This is a genomic window from Rhodobacter sp. 24-YEA-8 (genome assembly GCF_900105075.1).
Taxonomy (GTDB): domain Bacteria; phylum Pseudomonadota; class Alphaproteobacteria; order Rhodobacterales; family Rhodobacteraceae; genus Pseudogemmobacter.
The window spans coordinates 221,357-245,385 of record NZ_FNSK01000004.1; the positions used below are offsets into that span (position 1 = coordinate 221,357).

The 24,029-nt window shown below is 61.9% G+C and carries 29 protein-coding genes and 1 pseudogene; 18 read left to right on the plus strand and 12 right to left on the minus strand.

Going from position 1 to position 24,029, the window contains the following annotated elements; genetic code table 11:
• The first annotated feature begins 16 nt into the window (after positions 1-16).
• Positions 17-844 (plus strand): phosphogluconate dehydrogenase C-terminal domain-containing protein, encoded by an 828-nt coding sequence (locus BLW25_RS21425; RefSeq protein ID WP_092903968.1) that lies wholly within the window; start codon positions 17-19, stop codon positions 842-844.
• Here the strand turns inward: BLW25_RS21425 and BLW25_RS21430 are convergent.
• From BLW25_RS21430 to BLW25_RS21435, 3 genes are all read right to left on the minus strand, one after another.
• Positions 837-1,259, minus strand: coding sequence for a hypothetical protein (locus BLW25_RS21430; RefSeq protein ID WP_092903970.1), 423 nt, complete (start codon positions 1,257-1,259; stop codon positions 837-839). The genes BLW25_RS21425 and BLW25_RS21430 overlap by 8 nt on opposite strands.
• A gap of 19 nt (positions 1,260-1,278) precedes the next feature.
• A complete protein-coding gene (locus tag BLW25_RS24780) occupies positions 1,279-1,401 on the minus strand; it encodes a DUF983 domain-containing protein (protein ID WP_216279461.1) in 123 nt (40 codons plus the stop codon).
• Between the two features lie 102 nt (positions 1,402-1,503).
• Positions 1,504-2,319 carry a methylenetetrahydrofolate reductase gene (locus BLW25_RS21435; protein ID WP_092903972.1) on the minus strand — a complete coding sequence of 272 codons (816 nt, stop codon included), beginning with the start codon at positions 2,317-2,319 and terminating at the stop codon, positions 1,504-1,506.
• Between the two features lie 44 nt (positions 2,320-2,363).
• Here BLW25_RS21435 and BLW25_RS25425 point away from each other — a divergent pair.
• Positions 2,364-2,979, plus strand: a pseudogene (locus BLW25_RS25425) (alpha-hydroxy acid oxidase).
• A gap of 11 nt (positions 2,980-2,990) precedes the next feature.
• A complete protein-coding gene (locus BLW25_RS21445; RefSeq protein ID WP_216279462.1) occupies positions 2,991-3,320 on the plus strand; it encodes a hypothetical protein in 330 nt (109 codons plus the stop codon).
• Between the two features lie 265 nt (positions 3,321-3,585).
• On the opposite strand, the gene BLW25_RS21450 is transcribed toward BLW25_RS21445, so the two are convergent.
• Positions 3,586-3,882 carry a hypothetical protein gene (locus tag BLW25_RS21450; protein ID WP_143040584.1) on the minus strand — a complete coding sequence of 99 codons (297 nt, stop codon included), beginning with the start codon at positions 3,880-3,882 and terminating at the stop codon, positions 3,586-3,588.
• 308 nt (positions 3,883-4,190) lie between these two features.
• A complete protein-coding gene (locus BLW25_RS21460) occupies positions 4,191-4,967 on the minus strand; it encodes a DeoR/GlpR family DNA-binding transcription regulator (RefSeq protein WP_171909696.1) in 777 nt (258 codons plus the stop codon).
• Between the two features lie 160 nt (positions 4,968-5,127).
• On the opposite strand from BLW25_RS21460, the gene BLW25_RS21465 reads away from it, so the two are divergent.
• The 14 genes from BLW25_RS21465 (at position 5,128) to BLW25_RS24550 (ending at position 16,583) form a co-directional block, all read left to right on the plus strand.
• Positions 5,128-6,408, plus strand: a complete 1,281-nt coding sequence (locus tag BLW25_RS21465; RefSeq protein ID WP_092903980.1) for a class-III pyridoxal-phosphate-dependent aminotransferase — start codon at positions 5,128-5,130, stop codon at positions 6,406-6,408.
• Positions 6,409-6,420: 12 nt separating this feature from the next.
• Positions 6,421-7,989: an aldehyde dehydrogenase family protein gene (locus tag BLW25_RS21470; protein WP_216279463.1), complete on the plus strand. Its 1,569-nt coding sequence runs from the start codon at positions 6,421-6,423 to the stop codon at positions 7,987-7,989.
• Positions 7,986-8,600: a BMC domain-containing protein gene (locus tag BLW25_RS21475; protein WP_092903982.1), complete on the plus strand. Its 615-nt coding sequence runs from the start codon at positions 7,986-7,988 to the stop codon at positions 8,598-8,600. Before BLW25_RS21470 ends, BLW25_RS21475 begins: the two co-directional genes overlap by 4 nt.
• Positions 8,597-9,064: a hypothetical protein gene (locus BLW25_RS21480; protein ID WP_092903984.1), complete on the plus strand. Its 468-nt coding sequence runs from the start codon at positions 8,597-8,599 to the stop codon at positions 9,062-9,064. The genes BLW25_RS21475 and BLW25_RS21480 overlap by 4 nt, the downstream gene beginning before the upstream one ends.
• Positions 9,061-9,330 (plus strand): EutN/CcmL family microcompartment protein, encoded by a 270-nt coding sequence (locus tag BLW25_RS21485; RefSeq protein WP_092903986.1) that lies wholly within the window; start codon positions 9,061-9,063, stop codon positions 9,328-9,330. Before BLW25_RS21480 ends, BLW25_RS21485 begins: the two co-directional genes overlap by 4 nt.
• 12 nt (positions 9,331-9,342) lie before the next feature.
• Positions 9,343-9,624 carry a BMC domain-containing protein gene (locus BLW25_RS21490; RefSeq protein ID WP_092903987.1) on the plus strand — a complete coding sequence of 94 codons (282 nt, stop codon included), beginning with the start codon at positions 9,343-9,345 and terminating at the stop codon, positions 9,622-9,624.
• 42 nt (positions 9,625-9,666) lie between these two features.
• A complete protein-coding gene (locus BLW25_RS21495) occupies positions 9,667-10,290 on the plus strand; it encodes a microcompartment protein (RefSeq protein WP_092903989.1) in 624 nt (207 codons plus the stop codon).
• 81 nt (positions 10,291-10,371) lie between these two features.
• On the plus strand, positions 10,372-11,502 hold the full coding sequence (locus tag BLW25_RS21500) for an ABC transporter substrate-binding protein (protein WP_092903990.1): 1,131 nt from the start codon (positions 10,372-10,374) through the stop codon (positions 11,500-11,502).
• A 76-nt stretch (positions 11,503-11,578) separates the two neighbouring features.
• Complete coding sequence (locus BLW25_RS21505; protein ID WP_092903992.1) at positions 11,579-12,667, plus strand: ABC transporter ATP-binding protein; 1,089 nt, start codon at positions 11,579-11,581, stop codon at positions 12,665-12,667.
• Positions 12,654-13,508, plus strand: a complete 855-nt coding sequence (locus BLW25_RS21510; RefSeq protein WP_092903994.1) for an ABC transporter permease — start codon at positions 12,654-12,656, stop codon at positions 13,506-13,508. The genes BLW25_RS21505 and BLW25_RS21510 overlap by 14 nt, the downstream gene beginning before the upstream one ends.
• Positions 13,505-14,299 carry an ABC transporter permease gene (locus BLW25_RS21515; RefSeq protein WP_092903996.1) on the plus strand — a complete coding sequence of 265 codons (795 nt, stop codon included), beginning with the start codon at positions 13,505-13,507 and terminating at the stop codon, positions 14,297-14,299. Before BLW25_RS21510 ends, BLW25_RS21515 begins: the two co-directional genes overlap by 4 nt.
• Before the next feature lie 39 nt (positions 14,300-14,338).
• Complete coding sequence (gene fabG, locus BLW25_RS21520) at positions 14,339-15,118, plus strand: 3-oxoacyl-ACP reductase FabG (RefSeq protein ID WP_092903998.1); 780 nt, start codon at positions 14,339-14,341, stop codon at positions 15,116-15,118.
• Positions 15,119-15,144: 26 nt separating this feature from the next.
• Positions 15,145-16,137: a phosphotransferase enzyme family protein gene (locus BLW25_RS21525; protein WP_092904000.1), complete on the plus strand. Its 993-nt coding sequence runs from the start codon at positions 15,145-15,147 to the stop codon at positions 16,135-16,137.
• A gap of 92 nt (positions 16,138-16,229) precedes the next feature.
• The gene (locus tag BLW25_RS24550) at positions 16,230-16,583 is read left to right on the plus strand and encodes a hypothetical protein (protein WP_171909697.1); all 354 of its coding nucleotides are present in this window, start codon (positions 16,230-16,232) and stop codon (positions 16,581-16,583) included.
• 87 nt (positions 16,584-16,670) lie between these two features.
• Here BLW25_RS24550 and BLW25_RS21535 read toward each other — a convergent pair whose 3' ends face one another.
• Positions 16,671-17,561 carry a DMT family transporter gene (locus BLW25_RS21535; protein WP_092904003.1) on the minus strand — a complete coding sequence of 297 codons (891 nt, stop codon included), beginning with the start codon at positions 17,559-17,561 and terminating at the stop codon, positions 16,671-16,673.
• Between the two features lie 98 nt (positions 17,562-17,659).
• On the opposite strand from BLW25_RS21535, the gene BLW25_RS21540 reads away from it, so the two are divergent.
• Positions 17,660-18,499 carry a LysR substrate-binding domain-containing protein gene (locus tag BLW25_RS21540; RefSeq protein ID WP_092904004.1) on the plus strand — a complete coding sequence of 280 codons (840 nt, stop codon included), beginning with the start codon at positions 17,660-17,662 and terminating at the stop codon, positions 18,497-18,499.
• A 430-nt stretch (positions 18,500-18,929) separates the two neighbouring features.
• On the opposite strand, the gene BLW25_RS21545 is transcribed toward BLW25_RS21540, so the two are convergent.
• The 6 genes from BLW25_RS21545 to BLW25_RS21570 all read right to left on the minus strand — a co-directional run.
• Positions 18,930-19,541: a nucleotidyltransferase family protein gene (locus tag BLW25_RS21545; protein WP_171909698.1), complete on the minus strand. Its 612-nt coding sequence runs from the start codon at positions 19,539-19,541 to the stop codon at positions 18,930-18,932.
• Positions 19,538-20,428, minus strand: coding sequence for an XdhC family protein (locus BLW25_RS21550; RefSeq protein WP_253188612.1), 891 nt, complete (start codon positions 20,426-20,428; stop codon positions 19,538-19,540). Before BLW25_RS21550 ends, BLW25_RS21545 begins: the two co-directional genes overlap by 4 nt.
• A 78-nt stretch (positions 20,429-20,506) precedes the next feature.
• Positions 20,507-21,955: an NAD-dependent succinate-semialdehyde dehydrogenase gene (locus BLW25_RS21555; RefSeq protein WP_092904010.1), complete on the minus strand. Its 1,449-nt coding sequence runs from the start codon at positions 21,953-21,955 to the stop codon at positions 20,507-20,509.
• Positions 21,952-22,383, minus strand: coding sequence for an acyl-CoA thioesterase (locus BLW25_RS21560; RefSeq protein ID WP_092904012.1), 432 nt, complete (start codon positions 22,381-22,383; stop codon positions 21,952-21,954). Before BLW25_RS21560 ends, BLW25_RS21555 begins: the two co-directional genes overlap by 4 nt.
• Before the next feature lies 1 nt (position 22,384).
• Positions 22,385-23,542, minus strand: coding sequence for an iron-containing alcohol dehydrogenase (locus tag BLW25_RS21565; RefSeq protein WP_092904014.1), 1,158 nt, complete (start codon positions 23,540-23,542; stop codon positions 22,385-22,387).
• A 12-nt stretch (positions 23,543-23,554) separates the two neighbouring features.
• Positions 23,555-24,029: SDR family NAD(P)-dependent oxidoreductase (locus BLW25_RS21570; RefSeq protein WP_143040585.1), on the minus strand; the 475-nt coding region annotated here is incomplete at its 5' end.

Consider the following 24,029-nt stretch of genomic DNA (forward strand, 5'->3'; position numbering starts at 1 on the left):
CGCTGGGGACATCACCATGACCAGAATAGCTCTGTTCGGCGCGGGCGGAAAAATGGGCACCCGCCTGACCCGCAATCTCTTGAAAACCGATTTCGATGTGGCCCATGTCGAACTGTCACCCGAAGGTCAGCAGCGCCTGAAAGATGATTTCGCGGTCACCTGTGTCGCGCCCGATGAGGCGATCATCGGTGCCGACGTCGTGGTGCTGGCCGTGCCCGATGCGGTGATCGGCAAGGTCGCAAGCCTGGTGGTGCCGAAGCTCGCCTCTGGCACGGTCGTCATCTGTCTTGACCCCGCTGCGCCCCATGCCGGCCATCTGCCACCGCGCGATGATATCGCCTATTTCGTCACGCATCCCTGCCATCCGGGCCTCTTCCGCAATGAGGACAGCGAGGCCGGACGGCGTGATTTCTTTGGCGGCGTTGCGGCACCCCAGGGCATCGTCAACGCACTGATGCAGGGCAGCGAGGCGCAATATGCGCTTGGCGACGCGGTTGCCCGCGCGATCTTTGCTCCGGTTGCCCGCAGTCACCGCGTGACCGTCGAGCATATGGCCTATCTGGAGCCCGGGCTGACCGAAACCGTCTGCGCCTCGCTGGTCACCGTGCTTCGCGAAGCGATGGAAGAAGTGATCCGGCGCGGCATTGACCGCGACTGCGCGCGCGAGTTCCTGCTTGGTCATATGAGCGTGCTGACCGCCGTGATGTTCGACGAGATCCCAGGCAAATTCTCGGAGGCCTGCGAGAAGGCTATTGAATTCGGCAAGCCGATGCTGATGCGCGATGACTGGAAAAAGGTGTTCGAGCCCGAGGAAATCCGCGCAAGCATCGTACGGATCACCTGAACAGCCAGACGAGGCGGAGACCGGTTTTCCCGGTCTCCGTATCCCGGCAATATGCCTGTGGCGACAATAGTCCGGCGCAGTGGCGCCAGGCTCCGGGTAGTGTCAGGTCCCGGTCGGAACCGACATCGCCGCTCGCAGGAATTACCTGCGCAGCCATGTATCCGCCATGACATGTATTGACCCGGCGAAACCTGCTCAGGTTACCGCAGATCTGCGGGGCGCTGCTTTTCACAAAGTCATGCATGTTCTTTGCCCATTGCATGGCGACAGGGAAGCATTTTGCACTGGGCAGGATCAGGAACGTTATCGGCAGCACCGTCGCCAGCACGATAGTGGCAACCGCAAGCGAGCTGAGGTTGGTATCGGTCATCAGGATCTGGACCATAAAGCGCGCGATATGGCAGATGATCAGCATGGTGATATAGGCTGGCCCGTCATCCGCGCTGAGGCGAAAGATCCTCACCGCAGGCAGGGCAATGCTGGCGCATGGCACGGAACAGGGCCGGCTTCAGCGGGCGCAATTCATAGCCGTTGTCATCGCGCTGAGTATCCGACATGGAATCCTCCTGACTTGCCACGAATGCTACTCATACATATGCGATAAATTGTATTTTTATGTGAAAAACAATTTACCGCATATGTATGTTTTCTTGCAGGGCTCAAGCCAAGCCTGGCCAGGATTGCGCCCATTTCGCGGCAATGCCGATCCCGCCGAAAGGGTAGAGATGAGCGTCGATGCGGCCGGTATCCATATTGGAAAGCCGCTCTTTCAGCACTTGGAGGAATGGCTCGGGTGCGGTGATCAGTGCCGGATCATCAGGCATTTGATACCGGGCAAGAATGGAGGCATTGGCCTTTGTACCGAACATCCGCGCATAGGTCAGCAGCCGCCCTGCCGGGGCCGGAGCATTGACACCGAGCCGGACAAGGTTGGCGATCCCGCGGGCCCGCAGCTCAGAAAGCCAGGCTGGGATGGCCATTGGATCCAGCACGAACTGCGTCGTGATTTCGAAGGATACCCCTGCCTCATTGAGGAAGTGACGCTTCCATTCGAGCGCCTGCCAGAGGGTGTCTGTGGGTATAGCAGGGTGCCCCTCGGGATAGGCCACGATGCCGATTGAGGTAATGCCAAAGCGTTTCAGAACACCGCTTTTCATAAGCTCCATAGAGTTCTGATAAGGCCCCTGCGGGGTATCGGGGTCGCCACCGACAAAGAGGAACCGCTCCGGTGCGGCGGCTTCCTGGTAGCCCGAGATCACCGTAGCCGCATCGGTCTCTGACATCAGACGGCGCGATGAAATGATAGGAACCGGCTGGAACCCGCAAGCCCGGATCACGCGGGCGGCGTTGAACCGCTGTGCATGCGTCTCATTGCCGAGAAAGGCGATATTGATCTGGGTGCCGGGAGGGATCAGCGCCTGTGCCTCTTCGATCTGGCGCACGGCTTTTCCGGTGATTTCCAGCGCATATCCCATGGTGGTTCCTGCCTGATGACGAGTGATGCTCCGCGCCAGTATCCATGCATTTCGTGGATCGTGTATGCTATAAATGCGACATTGTATGCTGCTTCCCGCCTCCGTTCCGGCATCCACAGCGCGCTCATGAGCGACATCAGGAGGTTGATCTTTTTTGCCGCCTGGTTTCGGAGACCCGTTACCTTGGGGAAGTCGGACTTGATGGTGGAGATGAGTTCGCACGGCACCTTGTTGTTCAAAAGGAAGTCTTCAACAGGGTGTCACGGTCCGCCGTGGATCAGGGGGCGGATGCGGTGATCGTCTCGAACCATGGCGGCAGGCAGCTGGATGGCGCGCCGTCAAGCATCAGTGCATTGCCTGCGATCGTGGCGAAGATCGGATCCCAGGCCGAGATTCATATCGATGGCGGTATCCGCAGCGGCCAGGATCTTTTGCGCGCGCGCGCTTGGTGCCCATGCGGCCCATATCGGCCGGCCCTTTCTCTATGGGCTTGGCGCAATGGGAGAAACCGGTGTCCGCCGCTGCCTCGAAATCATCCATCGCGAGCTTGATATCACCATGGCACTCTGCGGCCAGACCGATATCGCGCAGGTCGATACAGCCATTCTGGCTGCCGCAGACCTGCCGGCCGGCTTTCCCCATACCTCTCTGACCGACTGAAAGGACAAAACATGTTCGGCAATTACAAGATGCATCCCGACAGCGGTATGATGCCGCCTTACGCCCCCGCTTATCCGCTGGAATGGGAATGCCAGCTGCGAAATCTTGAGGTGATGACCCGCGTCAATACGACAAAGCTGCATGATCTGCTGGCCCATACCCCGTTTGAGCCGGTAAATGACCGGGTGGCCTTCCGCTTCATGGCCTCGCCCGGCCATACGCTGTCTTACCACAATGACCGTATGTTCGACCTGATGGTGACAGCCGCCGTCCGCTGCGAAGGGCTCTTTACCCAGACCCATCTTTATATGTTCTGCTCGGATCGGGGCGCATCCCCATAAGGCGCATCGTCCTCCGGAGGATCGGACAACGCCGCAATGGGCGCTGCACTTCGCCGATCCGTGGCCCACGAGACGCCGCACCCCATTTCAGCGGCCTTTTGACAATGTGCCCGTCGAAGACACTGACTCGTTCGGATTGCTTTTTCCTTTGACGACGCAATTCGGAGCCGCGTGGCCCAGAAAATCCTTCGCTGTCAATGTTCCCTGCGCTTCGCCAGGCACAGGCCTGTTTCCGCGGGCGCACCAGGCAATCCGGTCTGGACTGTCACCATCGCAATCTCGCCCGAGCAATGAGGTCCGGCAGGAGGTGAATGCTGCGATCCGCGCAAGGCGACGAGAAGAAGGAAAGCTGGGCGGTGACGAAACCAGAATTCAGGGCCTTGCGCTGCACAACTTCACACGCGCCGAAGCAGCAGAGGCTGCCAGCTACAGGCTCGGCGATGACGTCGTCCCGATCCGAAACCTGAGAGCGGCCGGGCTGACCGCCGATGTGCTCAATCATGTGAGTGAACCAGTATTCGCAGCAATACGATTTCACTGCAGCTTGCGGATGGTGGGACACCCATCCGCATTCCTCTCTCCGGACGGAAAGGTCGCAATCAGCGCCGTCTCAGCGCTGCCAGATGCGCAGCTCGCGGGCGGAGGCATCCGGGTGGCGGGGCGGGCGGATCGTTCGGGTGCATGCCGCAGATGAGGCATTCTTCACCTCTGCTTCTTCCTTCGCGCTGGCGGTGATCGAGATCGACAGTCAGCGTTTGCCCGCCGGTCAGCCCGGTCCCGCAACACGGCGGCTGTGCGGAATCTATATCCGAGAAGCACGTAAAGCCGCCATATGATCCTCTGGCCCGGCGGGCCTGTCGCGCAGGGCGGTCAGTCTGGCAAAAGCAATCCTGAGCCGTTGCGGCGCAGGGCCGCTGACAGTTCCGCCGCCGGTTCGCGATCTGTGATGAGCGAAAGCCCGTCATGCCACCGGTCAAGCAGCACAAGCGCCCGCTTTTCAAACTTGCTGTGATCGGCCAGCACATAAGAGCGGCCCGCACTGGCGAGCATGGCGGAATAGACTTCGCCTACCCCCAGCATCGCCTCGCTGATCCCGTCAACGCTGACCCCCGAAGCACCGATCAGGACCACAGGCGCCCGGTAACGTTCGACCGCGCGGATGGTTTCGGGGCCGCAGACCATGCGTTCCTGCGGCTCGAACCCGCCGGGCAGAAGAACGATCTCGATGAGCGGATTTGACGAAAGTTCCAGCGCGATCGGGTAGGCCGGGGTAATCACGGTGATGCGGCGTGCAATATTTCGCAGCACCCGCGCGAATTGCAGCATCGTGGCGCCGCCGCCAAGCAGCAATGCCTCTTCGCCCGCCACCTCTTCCAGCGCCCGGGTGGCTATGGCCTGACGTTCGGCGACATTGAGATTGATGCGGTCATTGAGCAGGGGCTCGAACCGGTTCTGCGCCACGATTGCACCCCCATAGGTGCGGCTGAGCCGGCCGGCCTGATCCAGTTCGGCAAGGTCGCGTCTGATCGTCTCGGTCGAAACATCCAGCTCTTCGGCAAGCTGGTTCACCCGCAGCGCCGGATTGGCCTCAAGCGCACTGAGGATGTTGTCCTGGCGCTGTTCCTTGCGCGATCTGCTCGGTTTCACTGCTGGCACCTTCTTACATTACGCCCCCGGATTCTGCGGAGTTCTGCATCATCGCAACCTGATTGACAAAACTCAAACAGAGGAAATGACCAACTAGCAACAATTAAATGTTGCCAGATGCAGAATCAAATGCCAATCTTCGGTCAAACGGAGGTGCCTCGTGTTCAACTACGGATACTTCAGCTTCGATTCGAAAGCAGAATTGCTTGCGAAATCGATCGAATACTGGAACCCCGGCAAGACAAAGTTCTGGCAGGATGCCGGGATCGATATGGTGATCGACCGGCGTGAGGGATATTACCTTTACGACATGTCTGGCCGCAGGCTGATCGACCTGCATCTCAATGGCGGAACGTATAATTTTGGCCATCGCAACCCCGAACTGGTGGCGACGCTGAAATCCGCGCTCGACTATTTCGACATGGGCAATCACTGGTTCCCGTCAGTGGCCCGCGCGGCCTTTGCCGAAAAGCTGGTGAAGACCACAAACCATATGCAATACGCGATCTTCGGCGCAGGTGGCGCTGAAGCTGTGGAGATCGCGCTAAAAACTGCCCGATATGCCACAAAGCGCCGCAAGATCGTTTCGATCATCAAGGGCTATCACGGCCATTCCGGTCTGTCGGTTGCCACCGGGGACGAACGGTTTTCGAAGATCTTCCTCGCGGATAAGCCCGATGAATTCATCCAGGTGCCATTCAACGATATCGACGCGCTGGATCGCGCCCTTAAAGGACGGGATGTCGCTGGTTTCATTATCGAAACCATCCCCGCCACCTATGGGTTCCCGATGCCGGATGACGGCTATCTGAAGGCCTGCCAGGACCTCTGCCGCCGGTATGGCACCCTCTATATCGCTGATGAGGTGCAGACCGGGCTGATGCGCTGCGGCAGCATGTGGGGCTGGCAAAGCTATGGGCTGGAGCCGGATATGTTCGTGACCGGCAAGGGGCTTGGCGGCGGCATTTACCCGATTTCTGCCTGTGTGGTGACCGAAAAATGTGGCGGCTGGCTGCATGAGGATGGCGCCGCGCATATCTCGACCTCGGGCGGCTCAGAGCTTGGCTGTATCGTCGGCCATCAGGTGATCGACATTCTGCAACGCCCTGAGGTGATCGCGAATGTGCAGTCGGTGGCAGAGTTCTTCCGCCGCGCGCTGACCCAGATGATGGCAGCCCACAGCGATATTTTCGTGGGCATCCGCCAGCGCGGCGTCATTCTCGGGCTGGAATATGACCATCCCGAAGGCGCGGTCGCGGTGTCGCGGGCGCTTTATGAACACGGGGTCTGGGCGATCTTTTCCTCGCTCGACAAACGGGTTTTGCAGTTCAAGCCGGGTGTGTTGCTGGATGTGGCAACCTGCCAGGAAATCATAGACCGGATGGAGGCCGCGATGCCGCGCGCCCGTGCTTTGCTGCGCGACATGCGCCGCGCGGCCTGAGGGAGACAGCCGATGCCGATGCAGCTTCATGACGACGCGCCGCGCCTGCAAATCCCCGACCGGGCAGAGCAGGCGGCGAAGATGAAAATCGACCGCGCCACCTGGGCGGGGCAGGCCTTTGCGAAATTCGACCGGGCTGCCGTGATGCGGATCGCACGCGCCGTGGCCGAGGCGGCGCATCATTCAGCCGCGCATTTTGCCGAAGCGGCGGTGGCGGAAACCGGCATGGGCGTGGTGGCCGATAAGAAGCTCAAGAACGAGCTGTCGGCGCATCCATTGCTGGATTTTTACGAGAATCTCGATCTGGTGAACCCGAAAGTGGATGCGGATCGCCGGATGATCGAATTGCCGCGCCCGGCGGGCGTAGTGCTGGCGCTGACGCCGGCGACCAACCCGGTTTCGACGCTGTATTACAAAACGATCCTTGCCATTCTGTCGCGCAATGCGATCCTTTTCAGTCCGCATCCGCTGGCAAAGCGCTGCTGCAATGAGGCCGCCGCGCGGCTGGAGGCGGCAGCACAGGCGGCGGGCGCGCCTTCGGGTCTGATCCAATGTGTTGAAGAGCCTTCGGTGCCGCTGGTGCAATCGCTGATGACCTCGCCAAAGGTGCAGGTGATCCTTGCGACGGGCGGCGGGCCGATGGTGCGGGCGGCCTATTCCTCGGGCAATCCGGCGATTGGCGTCGGGCCGGGCAATGCGCCGGTCTATGTCGATCCCGGCTGCGATCAGATGGTCGCGGCAAAGCGGGTCATCGACAGCAAGGCTTTTGATAATTCGGTGCTTTGCACCAATGAAAGCGTGCTGATCTCGCAGGAACAGGATCGCAGCCGGCTTGAGCGCGCGCTGCGGGCAGGCGGGGCCCATATCTGCAACGCGGGCGAGGTGACGAAACTGCGCGACTGGCTGTTCCCGGGCGGGCATCTGAACACTTCCGCCGTGGGCAAATCGGCGGTCTGGATCGCCGGTCAGGCGGGCCTGCGTGTGGTGGCCTCGACCCGGGCACTGGTGGCACCGGTGGAACTGGTCGGGGTCGACGAGCCGCTGACGAAGGAAAAGCTGTGCCCGGTTCTGGGCTGGGCGCTGGTCAGCAATGCCGCCCATGCTGCAAGCATGGCGCAGATGATCCTGCGAATGAGCGGGGCGGGCCATTCCGCCGCGATCCATACCGATGATCCGCAGCTGGCGCTCGATTTTGCAAGCGCGCTTTCGGTTTACCGCGTGGTGGTCAATGCGCCCTGTTCCCAGGGAGCCGCAGGTTTCGCGACGCATCTGGCGCCGTCCTTCATGATCGGCACCGGCTATTTCGGCCGGTCTTCCGTGGGCGAGAATATCGGGCCGCAGCATCTGGTTCACTGGACGCGGCTGGCCTGGAACTCCGACCCCGCGATGAAGACGGGCGACCTGACCGGGCTGCGTGCCCCCTTTGAAGGGCCGGGCGCCACGCGCCCGCAACCGGTGGCGCCTCCCTTTGCCGCGCCACCTGCGGCCAGCCGGCCCGCCGGCGATGGCGGTGTCGACCGCGACCTGCTGCGCGAGCTTATTTTGCAGGAACTCCGTGATCTGACGAGGGGCCAGTCGTGACCGATCTTCGTGCCTTCATCTTTATCGACCAGCTTCAGCCGCAGACGCTTGCCTATACCTCCACCTGGATGCGGGGCACCTTACCGCGCGCAAGGATGGCGGCTCAGATCATCGAGATCGCGCCTGGCCTTGATGTCGAGGCGCTGACCGACACCGTGCTGAAAAGCGCCGAGGTGCGGGCGGGGTTTCTGGTGGTCGAGCGCCAGTTCGGCACGCTGCAATTCCATGCCCGCTCGACCGCTGAAGTTCAGGCCGGGGCGGCGGCAGCGCTGTCTGCCATGGGCAAGACGCGCGAGGATGCGGAAAAGCCGAAGATCATGGCGTCAAAGATCGTGACGCGGATCGATGATCAGCATGCTTTCCTGATGAACCGCAACAAGACCGGCTCCATGGTGCTGGCAGGAGAGAGCATCTACCTGCTGGAATGCCAGCCGGCGGCCTACGCGATTCTTGCCTGCAACGAGGCCGAGAAAGAGGCGGATATCAAGGTTATCGACATGCGGATGATCGGCGCGAATGGCCGGCTCTATCTTGCCGGAAGCGAGGCCGATGTCCGCAATGCCCGCGACGCGGCGGAACGCGCGCTGCGTGAGGCAGGGGCGGGCCGATGAGCGAGCTGCGTGCCCTGATCCGCGAGTTACTGTCCGAGGAGATCGCGGCGCTGCGCGCCGAGATCCTCGGTGGCGGCCCGGCGACCGAGCGCGTCGAGGTCGCGACCGTGGCCCAGCTGACCGATTTTGCGCTGACCATCGCGCGTCGCGCGCAGGAGCCGGGATTTCTGGCCGGACTTGAAGCCGGGCAGATCCGGTTTGCGCCTGCGGTGACCACCTCTCAGCCGGTTCCGATGCGTGACTTTGCAGATCTTCCCGCCGCCACGGCGCCGGCAGCAAGGCTGGTCACCACCGTCCCGGCCGGAATACCCGAATTGCGCAAGACCCTCGTCACCGAACGCGACATCGCAGCCATCGGCGAGGGCGAGACGCGGCTGCGCATCACCAGGCAGGCGCGGCTGACACCTCTGGCGGGTGACGAGGCCCGCCGCCGCGGCATCAGGATCGAAAGGACACTGGCATGATAAGGGCGCGCGTCAGCGGCAGGCTCTGGTCCACCCGCCATATCGGCACGCTTCCCACCGGGGCGCTGCTGGAGGTCGAGACCGAAACCGGCGCAAAACTGATCGCCTTCGACCCTCTGGGCTGTGCCGAGGGCGAGGCTGTGCTGATCACCCAGGGCTCGGTTGCAGCCGCCTGGTTTACCGAACGCGCGGCGCCGGTTGACGCATTGATCATCGGTTCCATCGACGAAGAATCTGCCGGGAAACCGGCTGCGAAACGCAAGTAAGGGAGTTCTCAAATGGCTAATCTTGCAATCGGAATGATCGAAACCAAGGGTTACGTGCCGGCGCTTGCGGCGGCGGATGCCATGGTCAAGGCCGCCAATGTTGAAATCGTCGCCCGCAACGAGGTTGGCGGCGGACTGGTCTCGGTCGTGGTGCGCGGCGATGTCGGCGCGGTGAAGGCCGCGACGGAAGCCGGGGCCGAGGCTGCGGCCCAGATCGGCGAAGTGACCGCCGTCCATGTGATCCCGCGCCCGCATGGCGATCTCGCAAAGCATTTCGACGCGCTTAAGGCCTGAGCCGGGGCGGCCTCTCACAGAGACCCAGATAAGGATTGAGGTATGACAGAGCTTCGCGTCTATCTTCCCATCGAGGATCTGCAGCCCCAGTTCGCGGCGTATCTTTCCTCGCCCACCCGGGCGAGGGGATATCCGCCCTTCCGGGGCCAGAACTCGCTGATCATCGAGGTCGCGCCGGCTCTGGCGATCCACCGCGTCACCGATCTGGCGCTGAAGGCCGCGCCCGACATGGAACCGGGCATTCTTTATACCGAACGTCAGTTTGGTTTGCTGGAGCTGCATGCTGACCGGATGGAGGATCTGACGGCTGCGGGCGAGGCGATTCTTGCCGGTATCGGCGCAAAACCCGATGATCAGATGCGCCCGCAGATCCTGTATCACGATATCATCGAAGATCTGTCGGACCAGCATGCGATCATCCTCAACCGCTCGCGCGATGCCTCGATCCTGGTGCCGGGGGTTGCGCTGCTGATTTACGAAATGGCTCCGGCGCTTTTTGCCTGTGTTGCGGCGAATGAGGCGGAAAAGGCTGCCCCCAATGCGATTATCAATGATGTGCAGATGATGGGGGCGACCGGGCGGCTTTTCATGTCCGGCACCGCCGAAGACATGCGGATCGCGCGTGACACCATCACCGCAAAACTGGAGGCGATCACCGGACGATAGGCGAAAGGGCCGGCGGCCCTCACTCAGGCCCGGGAGATGGATCAACCATCCGGGAGGCACCACCAACAAGGGAGAAAGAAGATGATTACGAGACGTCAGTTCTCGCTGGGGGCGGCCGGTATGGCTGGTCTTTCGGCGTTTTCGATGCCGGGCCGTGCGCTCGCAGACCGCAACAATCAGCTCAATATCCTGTGCTGGGAAGGCTATAACTCGGATACGGTGCTGAACCCGTTCCGCACGGCGCATCCCGGGGCCACGGTACGTGCTGAAAGCGGCACCTCGGACCCCGAGATGGTCAACCGCCTGCGCGCAGGCGAAATCGGAACCTGGGATCTTATCAATGTCAATCAGCCCTGGGCGCGGGGCGAGCTGAGCCGGGACAATCTGATCAGACCGCTGGACAAAGAGCGTTTCCTGCCCTGGTTCGACAAGATGACCCCGGAATTTGCCAGACCCTATGCGCTGGCTTTTGGCGAAAACGGCGATCTTCTGGGCATGCCGCAGCGCTACGGGCCATTCTCATTTGTGGTCAATACCGACAAGATCAGCCAGGAAAGCGCCGAGGAACAGGGCTGGAACCTGTTCTTTGATCCGGCGATGAAGGGCCGCTATGGCCTTCTGACCTATGACAACTGGAATGTGATCCATCTCTGCCTTGCCGCCGGACTTGATCCGTTCCGGCCGGTCGAGGGCGCCGATGCCGAAAAATTCGCCGAGACCTGCAAACAGATCGTCGCCGGGGCACGGATGATGACCGATGATCTCGTGGCAATGAACACGGCACTGATCAATGGCGAAATCGATGCCTATTTCACCGGGGGCACCTATACCGCCTCGCCCGCCCGTTATGACGGGGCGACCTTCGTGCGCGCGATCACGCCGCGCAGCGGACCGGTCGATGGCAAGGGTGGCGTTGTCTGGGTCGAGCTGACCTCGGCGGTGAACAACCCCGATCCCTCGTCGCTGGCCGAGGATTTCCTTGAATTCGTGCAGCAGCCCGAAATCTGCAAGGCCGTGGCTTTTTCTGAGGGCACCTACAACCCGATCGCCCAGATGGGCAATCCCGAGGTCATGGCGCTGTTCGACGACGAGATGCTGGAAGCGATCCAGTTCGACACGCTTGAAGACGAGCTGTCGCGTTGTCTCGAATTTGATGTCGTGCCCTCCTACGACGCCCTGCTTGCGACCTATGTCGCGGCAAGACGCGGCTGAGGTCCCGGCTTCAGCCATTCTGCCGGGCGCTCTCTGCCCGGCAGTCTTTGCTTTCCCTTAAAATCTGGAATGGACGATGGTTGCTCAGCCCTTCGTGCGGATCGAGAATGTCACCAAACGCTTCGGTCGCTTTACCGCGCTTGACCGGATCAGCCTCGATATTGCCGAGGGAGAATTTCTGACCATCGTCGGCCCTTCGGGCAGCGGCAAATCCACCCTGATCCGGCTGCTGGTCGGCATTGACGACGTGTCTGACGGCACGATCAGTCTGAACGGCACCCGTATCGACACCATGCCCGCGAACAAGCGCCCCACCTGTATGGTGTTCCAGTCGCTTGCTCTGTTCCCGCATATGAGCGTCGGCAGGAATATCGAATTTCCGCAAAAGCTGAAAAAGGTGGCGCCAGAAGCGCGCAAGGCCCGCACGCTGGATCTGCTGCGGCTGCTGCGATTGCCGGAAGAGTATTATGGCAAGATGATCAGCCAGCTTTCGGGCGGCGAACGTCAGCGGGTCGCGCTGGCGCGGGCACTGGCCTTCGATCCGCAGATCATTGTCTTTGACGAGCCCCTGTCAGCGCTGGACTACCGGCTGCGGAAAACCCTGGAAAAAGAGCTGAAAGACCTGCACGCCCGCACCGGCAAGACCTTTGTCTACATCACCCATTCGCTGGAAGAGGCGATGGTGATGTCTGACCGCATCGCCATCATGAAGCAGGGCCGCTTCGAGCAGATCGCCGTTGCGGAAGAGATCTATTCCCGCCCGGTCAGCCGCTTCGTCGCCAGCTTCATGGGCGAGGTCAATCTGTTTGAAGCGCGCGAGGACAATGGGCTGGTCCGCTGGAAGGACCCCGGCGTCACCGCTGCCCCCGGCGCGCTGAACCTGCCGCAGGGATGGCGCGGTGCGCTGATGGTGCGACCCGAGCTGTTGCGGTTCATCGGCGAGGGCATGACTGCGGATTTCACCCTCTCGGGCAGCGTGGTGGCCGAATATGCGCTCGGCTCTCGCATCCAGTATTCGGTCGAGACCAGTGCCGGGACAATGATCACGGTCGAGCGGCCCTTTGAGGCGCGGCTTGCCTCGGGCGCCGACACATCCGTCACCCTCGGCTGGGACCGGGACGCGGTCCATCCGATCCCTGAGGAGGCGGATCATGCAAAGGCTTGAGGGACGGCTTGGCTTTCTGAGCGGCCTGCCGATCATCGTACTGTTGCTGCTGGCATTCATCATGCCGCTTTTCGTGGTGGCGGGCTTCGCCATCATGCCGCAAAAAGTATTCGAGCTGACCCATCTGCCCGATTTTTCCTCGTTCGCAGTGATCTGGGAACAGGGCTATTACCGTTCGCTGCTGCGCTCGCTGGGGCTTGCCCTCATGACCACGGTGATCCTGTTTATCGTCTGCTGGCCGCTGGCTTACGGCATGGCGAAGGTCTTCGGACGTTTTACCATCGTGATCACCCTGGCGGTCGTGCTGATCCTTTTCGTGTCCGAGAATATCCGTCTGTTCGGCTGGAGCCTCTCTTTGATGAAGGGCGGGTTGCTGGAGGGCTATCTGCGTTCGCTGACGGGGCTGAGCTTTGAGACACCGCTTTATGACTGGCCGGTGATCGTCTTTGGCATGGCCTATGTCTATTTCCCCTTCATGCTGTTTCCGCTGGCCCAGGGCATCAGCCTTGTTCCCGACGATGCCAGGCTTGCCGCATCAGACCTCGGGGCCAGCCCGATGCGCATTCTCTTTGAAATCGAAATGCCGCTGGCGGCGCCGGGCATCATGGTCGGAAGCCTGCTGACCTTTGTCCTCTCCGCCGGCGCGGTGGCCGAGGCAAAGCTTTTGGGCGGGCGTGCGGTGGTGGTGCTGACAGATGATGTCGAAAGCGCCTTCACCTTCGCGCAGAACTGGCCGCTCGGATCGGCGCTGTCGCTGATGCTGATCGTCATTGTCGCCCTTCTGGTGCTGGTGCCCGTCAGCCGCGTGAACCTTGATGCGATCATGGGGAGGAAACCATGAGATCGGTCTCCAACACCACCCGCATCGCGCTTTACCTTTACGGGCTGCTGATCCTGCTGGTGCTTTACCTGCCGCTGGTTTCGGTCGGCTTCGCATCGGTCTCGAAGGCGCGGTATCTCAGCTTTCCGGTCAACCGCTATACCAGTGAATGGATGGTCCAGGCGGTCACCAGCCCGAACGTCCACGCGCTGGTGCTGACCTCGCTGAAGATCGCGGTACTGGTGACCCTGCTGTCGATGATCCTCGGCTTTTTCGGTGCCCTTGCTTTCGCGCGGTTCCAGTGGCGGTATCGCCCGCTGTTCCAGAAGCTGATCCTGTTGCCGATTTTCTTCCCGCAGACGGTGCTGGGGCTTGCGCTGCTGATCTGGTTTTCGGCGCTTGGGGTTCAGCCCAGCTGGAAGACCGCCGTGATCGCGCATCTGGTCTGGATTGCGCCCATCACCACGCTGATCATCGCGATCCGTGCCTATGCCTTTGATCCGGCGCTGGAAGAGGCGGCGCGGGATATGGGCGCCTCGACCTTTACAATCCTGCGCGAGGTGACGCTGCCCCTGCTGATGCCGGGGGTGATTTCGGCGGGGCTCTTCGCCTTTCTGCTGTCCTGGGGGAATTTCCCGCTCTCGCTGTTCACCACAGGGCTCGATTCAACTTTGCCGAAATGGCTCTATGCCCGGATGGTCTCCGGCTACACGCCGCAGATCCCCGCGCTTGGTGTTCTGTCTGTCACCGGATCCGCCGCGCTGATGCTGATCGGGCTGCTGGTGTTCCGCTGGACGCGAAAACGCGCCTGAAGCCGCGATAAAACTATAAAAAAACAGGGAGAAAAACAGATGCTGACATCATTGCAGGGCCGGAGTGTCATCGTTACCGGCGGATCAAAAGGTATCGGCCGCGGTATTGCGCGGGTCTTTGCCCGGGCCGGTGTGAAACTGACCATTGCCGGGCGCGACAAGGCCGCGCTGGCGGCGGCCGTGGCCGAGATGAACGAGGCGGGGGCGACAGCCCGCAGTGCCGTCTGCGATGTGAGCGATTACGACCAGGTGCAGCGCATGGTCGATGAGGCGGCTGAAGCCCAGGGCGGGCTGCATGTGGTTTGTGCCAATGCCGGATCCTTCCCGCAGGTGAAGATGGTCGATATGTCGCCCGCCGAATGGGATCAGATGATGGCGAACAACCTGCGTTCGACTTTTCTCTGCGTCAAAGCCGCGATCCCGCATTTCGAACGGGCAGGCAAAGGCCGCGTGGTGGTAACCTCTTCGATCACCGGGCCGGTGACAGGCTATCCGGGCTGGTCGCATTACGGCGCGTCAAAGGCCGGGCAGCTTGGTTTCATCAAGACCGCCGCGATGGAACTGGCGCGCTACAACACCACGATCAACGCGGTGATGCCGGGCAATATCGTGACCGAGGGGCTTGAGGGGCTGGGCGCGGATTACCTGAAAACCATGGCCGCCTCGATCCCGCTGAAACGGCTGGGCGCCGTCGAGGATATCGGCAATGCGGCGCTGTTTTTCGCATCGGATGAGGCGGCCTATATCACCGGGCAGCAGATCATCGTCGATGGGGGTCAGATCCTGCCGGAATCCCTGGAAGCCATCGAGTCGATCTGAGGGAGGGGGATATGGCCGGAGAGCAAATGCCGCTTCAGGAGGTCCTGAAGCATCTGGAGCGCCTTGCGAATGACTCACTGTCCCTTTGGCCGGTGCCGGAGGGAGCGACAGCGCGGCTGATCAATGTCTCGGAAAACGCGACCTATCTGGTCGAGGCCGGGGCATATCGATCGGTCCTGCGCATTCACCGCCCGGCCTATCACACAAAGCGCGGCATCGGCCAGGAGCTGGCCTGGGCGCAGGCGCTGGCCTCAAGCGGGCTGGTGCAGACGCCGCCGCCACTGGCGGCCAGGAATGGCGATCTGGTGCAGGAAGGCCATGTTTCGGGCCTGCCCGAGCCACGTTTCATGGTGATGTTCCAGTTTGCCGAAGGCCGTCAGCCCGATGAGAACGAAGATCTGATCGGGCCCTTCGAACGGCTCGGGGCAATTGCCGCCCGCACCCATCTTCATTCCATGACCTGGCCGCGCCCTGCGCCGCTGGAAAGGCTCCGCTGGGATGCCGATGCGGTATTCGGCCAAAAGGCGAACTGGGGCGACTGGCGCGATGCGCCCCATGTCACCCCGCCCGTTCGCGCAGTGCTCGAAGAGGTAGAGGCGACCATCCGCCGCCGGCTTAAGGATTTCGGTCAGGGGCCAGAGCGTTACGGGCTGATCCATGCCGATATGCGGCTGGCTAATCTTCTGATCGATGGTGAAAACACGACGCTGATCGACTTTGATGACTGCGGTCAGGGCTGGTTTCTTTATGATTTCGCCACCGGCGTCAGCTTTATGGAGGATCACCACCAGGTCCCTGCGATGCGCGCCGCCTGGGTGCGCGGATATCGCAGCGTCCGCCCACTCAGCGATGCGGAAGAGCGGGAGATCGACACATTCATCATGCTCCGCCGCATGGCGCTGCTGGCCTGGATCGGCAGCCACATCGAGGCCCCCGAACCCCAGGCCATGGCGCCGGATTTCGCCCGGGTCTCGGCCGAGCTCGGCCGCACCTATCTGGCGCAGTTCGCCACACAATGATGTATCTTGCGGCGAAGGTTCGGGCCCGATGCAAAAGTGTCAGGCCATTCCAGTCACCCTGTCGAGAAAGTCATCAGGCCACCCGGCCATCGGTGAAGATCGCAGCAAGGATTTCTGCCTCGAACGCGGCCACGGGTTTCCAGCCCGCGGGCAATCATGTCGGCGAGTTTGCCCAGCAGCGCATAGAGCAGGATCGACAGCACCATGACATCCAGCTTCATGAATTCGCGCGCCTGCATCGCCCGGTCAATCACGCGGTTTCGCGGCTGCAAAACATCCTGTGCTGGCGGGATGAGCGGCTGGTCAGCAAGGATCGCGCTGCGAACCTATGGGAAAGAAGCCTCCCGGTTGCAAAAACTGGCCCGACAAACACGCAGAACAGCGCGCAGCTGAAGCCGCAGCACGTCATGCGGCAGAAGGAGCACACCGGCGCGAAGCGCTCATAGCGGGCGTTCAGTCACTTTACAGCAAAACCCACTCATATGGCAGGCCCGGTCAGGCAGATCATATCAGGGAACATCGGCAGCGCGATATCAATCAGCTTTTCTGTCGCCCCATTGCAAAGTGGTTCCAAGGCTTGCCAACAACACACAAAGAAAGCCGGCGATCTGAACCAGGGAAGTCGGGTGTCCGAACCAGGCGGCATCTACAATGATGGCACTGATCGGGTAGAGGAACAGCAAAACGGCCGCCACCGCAGTCGGCAGCTTAGGCAAGGCGTTGTAAAGCAAAATATACACCGCGCCGGTATGGACGAGGCCAATGATCGCAAACCATTTCCATTGCTCGCCCGTCACCTCTGCGGGGGTGAGCGACAGCCAGGGCGCCAGTACAATCGCTCCGCACAGGCACTGGATCAGAGTCAGTCGTAGCCCGCCTGAACGCGGCAGCCGTTTTGCGATAATCGTGACCAGCGCGTAAAGGAACGCAGCTGCGACGGCGGCCGCGATGCCGTTCCCGTCAATCGCCACCGCGCCGCCTGTCACTCCTGACAGGTCTATGATCCCGGTGGCAAAGGCGAGACCAATCAGTGCGAGGCCAAACCAGAGGAAGGTGACGGCACGCAGCCTCTCACGAAACAGGATCGCACTGATCAGCACCATCAGGAAGGGCTGGACATGAAAGACGATGGTTGCAACCGAGATCCCTGACCGGCGGATGGCCTCGAAAAACAGGACCCAGTTTCCGACCATCAGAAACCCGCTGAGGACCGCCAGCAAAAGTGTCCGTCGCGGCAAGCGCAAAAGCCCCGCAAGATCGCCGCGCAGGGCCGCATATAAGCCCAGCCCCAGGGCCGCGATGACACAGCGATAGAAGGCCACCGAGAGCGGCGAGGCTGCCGCCTGCAAGACGCAAAGCCCCAATGTGCCCAGCATCGTCTGTGCCAGAACGACGCCGGCAATCCCCTGGTTTTGCGGTGTCATTTCTGCCCTCGTGTGATCTGCTCAGGGACAGGAATAGCGCTGGCGCAACAATAGTAAATCAATATAGTCGAAAGGGATTATTTGGATTTTTTGAACAGATGCAGCTTGACCATACCCTGCTTCGCACCTTCATCGCCTGCGTTGATGCCATGAGTTTCAACCGGGCGGCGCAGCATGTGCATCGTTCGCCCGCAACCGTCTCGACCCATATCTCACGGCTGGAGCAAGAGGTCGGCGAGGCACTGTTCCTGCGCGATACGCGCAACCTGGCCCTGACCCGGGCAGGCGAGAAGCTTGATGGCTATGCGCGCCGCATCCTGCGCCTGCATGACCAGGCAGCCGAGAGCTTTGGCCGGCCTGCGATCAGGGGCACGATTACCATTGGCGCGCCAGATGACTACATCTCGCAATTCCTGCCGCCGGTTTTCCGGCGTTTTGGTCTGCTCTATCCCCAGGCAGAAATCAGGGTGTTCTGCGCGCAATCCACTGCTCTCGTGCCGTTGATTGCAGCGGGGGAGATTGATCTGGCGGTTGTGACCCGCTCGAAAGGCGTCGGCGGGCGGCTGATCCGGCGCGAGCCGATGGTGTGGATAGCGGCCCGGGATGGGGCGGCTTTAGAGAAAGATCCGCTTCCGGTGGCGCTGTTCGAGCCGGGATCCGAGGCGCGCCGCGTGACGCTCGCGGCCCTTGCACAAAGCAATCTGCCCTATCGTGCGGCGTATGAGAGCTTCAGTCTCGCCGGGTTGCTGACAATCGTCGAAGCAGGTCTTGCGGTTGCTGCAGTAAGCAAGATGTCGGCGCCTCCCGAGCTGATACTTCCACCAGGGGCCGTCGGGCTAAAGGCGCCGGAAAGCCTCGATATCGCCCTTATTCGCAATCCCACAGCGAACCAGCAGCTATCCGATGCAGTGGAAGAACTGGTGATGCAGGTGCCCTAGATAATGCGCCTGCACGCTGGTTACACGGCTTCGCGGGGATTACAGGCATTTATGGGGCTTGTCCGAAATGGCAAAGCAGAGGGAGGTGCGAAGCTCCCGGAGATCCCGCCTGAAACACAGCCAGGAGTTCACGCCAGCGGCCACTCCGTCCGATCAGCTGCTGCCGCTGCCCGGATTCAGAACCGCTGGCGGGGTGCAAGCCACCAGAATCGACGCCCGGAGCCCATTGCGGACGGCTATCGGTGTAGGAACACATTACCTTCTGGCGGACAAACCCTCGATCCGATCACAAAAGTGATCTTTCGCCTCGGTATAGGAGCGCCTGTCATGTTGATGAAGCATGGCTAATCGTCACACTGTTCGCCCATTGCTCACTCGGATCGAGAACGAAGTTGGCAATTGCATCATCGCCGTCGCGCAAGGGTTTTACTCACTCAGGAGCGGAAGAACCCGCGGCTCCAGCCTCCAAATCTGATTGACACTCTTCCAGTTCCTGAAGGTCTTCTCTGACATCGATGTCAAGGCCCTCTGCACTCGTGATGCGCACCAGAGCTTCCTGCGGAATCCTGGCGATCAGGGCTCTTGCTCCCTGATCTGCATAAGGATCGACACCCAAGGAAAGACACTCCTTTAAAGCCAGAAACGCGGGAGGAAGCGCCTTGTCACCAAGGCAGCACGCGCTGTTTCCAAATCTGACCCCTCGCCTTATCAGGTCATGCAGGATGCCATCGGTAAGGTTCGGCATGTCACCAAGCATGATAAGCAAGTTGTCTGCCCCGGCCTCCTGTGCGTATTGCAAAGCGCTCCGCCAGGAGAGCGACATGGTCTGTCCTTGGGGGATCTGCAGCTGCTTCATGCCAGCCGGCAAAACTGCGGCCACCGCGGGAGAGGACACAACGGCAACAGATTCGTCGCAGAAGGCGGCCATAAGCAGATTGGCTGCCTGACAGACCAGCGGAGCGCCGCGCCATTCCACGAGGAGCTTGTCGTCCGCCCCGAACCTCCGGGATGCACCTGCCGCGAACAGGACGCCGAGGTTCACTTCACCAATCCGGCATGGACATCGACGATCTGGGCAAGAACCGACAACGCGAGGGTCTGCGGATCGCGTGAAGACGGGATCAGGCCGATAGGCCCCCGAAGCCGCGATAAAGCCTCTGCAGGCACACCCATAGCGGCAAGGGTTTCCAGCCGTCTGGCCTGAGTGGCACGGCTGCCCTGCGCACCAATATAGAAGGCTGAGCTGCGCAGCATCTGCCGAAGGATGACCCGCTCGAAGTCATGATCATGATAGAAAAGGACGATGGCGGTATCAGCATCGACCGGCAGGTCCTGCAGCCGGGCCTGCGGCGTAATTTCCTGCACCTGGCTGCCCTGCGACGAGATCGCAGCGAGGGTCGAAAGCTCGTGCGACAGCGCGAGATGGTTGTGCCCCATGCCCCTCAGCAGCCCTGTAAAGGCTGCTGCCTCGGCTCCGGTGCCGAAGACCACGAATTGCGGTCCGGGGCGAAAGCCGAGATGAAAGGCCTCCTCATCGCCCGCAGTGGGTCGCCAGTCCTCCAGCTTCAGCGAACCATCGTCGCCAACCGCCAGCGCCACCGGCTTGCGGTTAGCCCGGGCCTCCTGCAGCAGCAACAGAATGGCCGGATCTTTCGGAAGAAACAGCCGCACATCAATCCCGCCGCCACAGGGTAGTTTCAGGTCAAAGAAGGGGGAGCCCATGCCATAGCGGAGGGTCTGCGTCCGACCGGTCCGCCGGACCTCGGCCGCCCGCAGGATCAGATCCGCTTCGACGCAGCCTGAAGTGATCGCCCCGGCAAACCGACCGTCTGGTGCTACCGCGAGCGTGGCTCCGGGGTTGCGATAAGCCGGCCCCTCAGTCCCGGTCAGCACGGCGATAACCGTGCCCCTGCCCCAAATTGCGGCCATGTCCCACGGGTCCAGGAGGGCCGGATGGCCCATGGCGACCTCCCCTATCTCGGGCGGATGGCAGATCATGCGCCCCCCTCAGAGTTGCAGGCAGAGGTATTTCACCTCGATATAGTCCTCTATCCCGTATTTCGAACCTTCACGGCCCTGCCCGCTTTCTTTGACACCGCCGAACGGCGCCGCCTCGTTCGAGATCAGGCCGGTGTTCACCCCGACCATTCCATATTCCAGCTTTTCGGCGACGCGGAACACCCGGCCGATGTCGCGCCCGTAGAAATAGGAGGCCAGTCCGAAGGGGGTGTCATTGGCCAGTGCCACGACCTCGGCCTCGGTTTCGAAGCGGAAGACCGGCGCGACGGGGCCAAAGATCTCTTCGTCGAAAAAGGCCATGTCGCGTCGGGTACCGGTGACGACCGTGGGCTGAAAGAACGTACCGCCAAGCGCATGGGGCTGGCCACCGGTGGCGATAGTCGCACCCTTTTCCCGGGCGTCGGCCAGCAACTCCTGCACCTTCCTGACGGCGGCCACGTCGATCAGCGGCCCGATCTCGATCCCCGGCTCTGTCCCCTTCCCCACCTTCAGCGCAGAAACCCGCGCGGCCAGCTTTTCGACAAAGGCATCATGCACCCCTGCCTGCACAAACAGCCGGTTGGCGCAGACGCAGGTCTGCCCGGCATTGCGATATTTCGAGATCATCGCCCCTTCGACCGCCGCGCCCAGATCTGCATCGTCAAAAACGATGAACGGGGCATTGCCGCCCAGTTCCATCGAGGTCCGCTTCACCGTATCGGCGCATTGCCGCATCAATTCCTTGCCAACTTCTGTGGATCCGGTGAACGAGAGCTTGCGGATCGTGGGGTTGGAGGTGAGTTCGGCACCGATCTCGCGCGCGGATCCTGTCACGACCGAAAGAACCCCGGACGGAACCCCCGCACGCTCAGCCAGAACTGCCAGCGCAAGGGCTGTGAGGGGGGTCTGGCTGGCGGGTTTCAGAACCATGGCGCAGCCCGCAGCCAGAGCCGGAGCGATCTTGCGGGTGATCATCGCGGCCGGGAAGTTCCAGGGCGTGATCGCCGCCGTCACCCCGACGGGCTGTTTCAGCACGATGATGCGCCGGTCGGGGGCCGGGCCGGGGATGGTGTCACCGTAAAGCCTCTTCGCCTCTTCGGCGAACCATTCGATATAGGCGGCGCCATAGGCAATCTCGCCTTTCGCTTCGGCCAGCGGCTTGCCCTGTTCGCTGGTCAGGATCAGCGCAAGATCATCGGTCGCCGCCGTCACCAGATCGAACCAGCGGCGCAGGATAGCGGTGCGGTCCTTCGCGGGCCGGGCGGCCCAAGGTTCCTGCGCGATCCGGGCGGCCTCGATGGCCTTAGCAACTTCGGCCCGGCTGACCGATGGCACGGTGCCGATCACTGCGCCGGTGGCCGGGTCGGTCACTGCGATGGTCTTGCCGCTTTCCGCCGTCGCCCATGCGCCTGCGATCAGGTTGCGGCATTTCAGCAGGGAAGGATCGTTCAGCTTCATTTCACAAGTCCCTCAAGGGCGGACCGCACATCCGCAGGAATCGGACAGGGCCGATGGGTCGCGGCATCCACATACACATGGATGAAGAACCCCTCGGCCGAGGCCGTGTCGCTGTCGTCAGCAAACAGCGCCAGCTCATAGCGCACCGAGGAGTTGCCCAGCTTCGCCACCCGCATCCCCGCAGTGATCCGCTGCGGATAGGACATCTCGCCGTGGTAGCGGCAGCCGGTTTCGGCAACGAGGCCGATGGAAGGGCTGGCCCTGGTGTCCAGCAACCCAGCACGGATCAGCCATTCGTTCACGGTGGTATCGAACAGCTTGTAATGGACCACGTTGTTCAGGTGGCCATAGACGTCATTGTCGCTCCACCGCGTGGTGTGGCTTTGGAAATAGGCGTAATCGGCGCGTGTTCCGGGGGGGGTCCGCATATCACCAGGCCTCCGTATAGATCGCCAGCGCATCCGCTTCGGTCACCGGACGCGGGTTGTTGACCAGAAGGCGCTGCTGTTTCATCGCATCTGCCGCCATGCGCGGGAGGGCGTCTTCCGGAATGCCCACATCGCGCAGGCGCTGCGGCATCTGCAGCCGGCCGCTCAACGCCTGAAGTTCGCGCAGGAAAGCCTCGGCCCGGGTATCGAGCGGATGGTCAGCCAATTGCGGGAAGGCATCAGCGGCGATCTCCGCATAGGTCTCCGCCGCTATAGGCAGGTTGAAGCGCAGCACCGACGCCAGGACCAGCGCGTTCGACAGCCCATGCGGGATATGGAAGATGCCGCCCACCGGGTAGGCCAGCGCATGCACCGCCGCGACCGGCGAATTGGCAAAGGCCTGACCGGCCAGCATGGACCCCAGAAGCATCGCTTCCCGCGCGGCCACGTCCGAGCCATCGCGCATGGCGGTCTCGATATTGGCGCCCAGCAGGCGCAGCGCCTCACGCGCCAGCATCCGCGACAGGGGGTTGTTGTTGGCATTGGCCGAGGCATAGGCCTCGATCGCATGGACCATGGCATCCACCCCGGTCGCCGCCGTGATCGACGCGGGGAGGCCCAGCGTCAGTTCAGCATCCAGGAGGGCGATGTCGGGCAGGATCAGCGGCGTGGAGACGCCGCGCTTTTCCTCCCCGCCCACGGTCAGGATCGCCACGGGCGTCACTTCGGACCCCGTGCCAGCGGTGGTCGGCACCAGAACCAGCGGCAGGCGCGGGCCACGGGCATTGCCCACGCCCCAGGCCTCATCCAGCGGCTGGTCCGAGCCGAGAAGCAGCGCCGCGACCTTGGCCACGTCAAGCGAAGACCCACCACCGAAGCCCAGGATCCCGGTCGCTTCCGCCGCGTGCCCGGCCTCGAGGGTGGCCATCAGGGTCGCGACCGAAGGATCGGCCTCGACCGCGTCAAAGATCGTGACCTCATGCCCGGCGCCCCGCAGGGCAGCGATGGCCGGATCGGTCAGCCCCAGCTTGCGCAGCCCCGGATCCGTGACGACCAGTACGCGCGGGCCCAGCAGAGCCCCGGCGTGGCGGTCCAACTCTGCTGCCGCACCGGGACGGCACAGGATGGATTTTGTGGTGTTGAAGGTGAAGGGATTCATGCCGTTCTCCGGTCAGACCATCGAGAAGCCGCCATTGACGCTGATCACTTGCCCGGTCACCCAGGAGGCCGCGTCCGAGGCAAGGAAGGCCACCATCGGGGCCACGTCACCCGGCTGGCCCATGCGGCGCAGGGGATAGGCCTTAACGATTTTGTCCATGTTTTTAGCCAGGAATTCCGGGTCGCTGTGCGAGGTCTGGATCAGACCCAGCGAGACCGAATTGACCGTCACATTGTTGCGCCCCAGCTCACGCGCGATGGATTTGCCCAATTGCACGGTCGCACCACGCGCGGCGGCGGCCAGCGCCAGATTCGCCTCGCCGATACGCGAGCTGTCGCCGATCAGGTTGATGATCCGCCCGCCGTTCTGCGCAATGAAATGCGGCGTCACGGCATGGCTGCAATGCAAGGCACCATAGAAGCAGGTATCGACCTGGGCCTTCCAGTCTGCCGGGGTGCTGTCCACGAACTTCTGGTATTCACGTAAC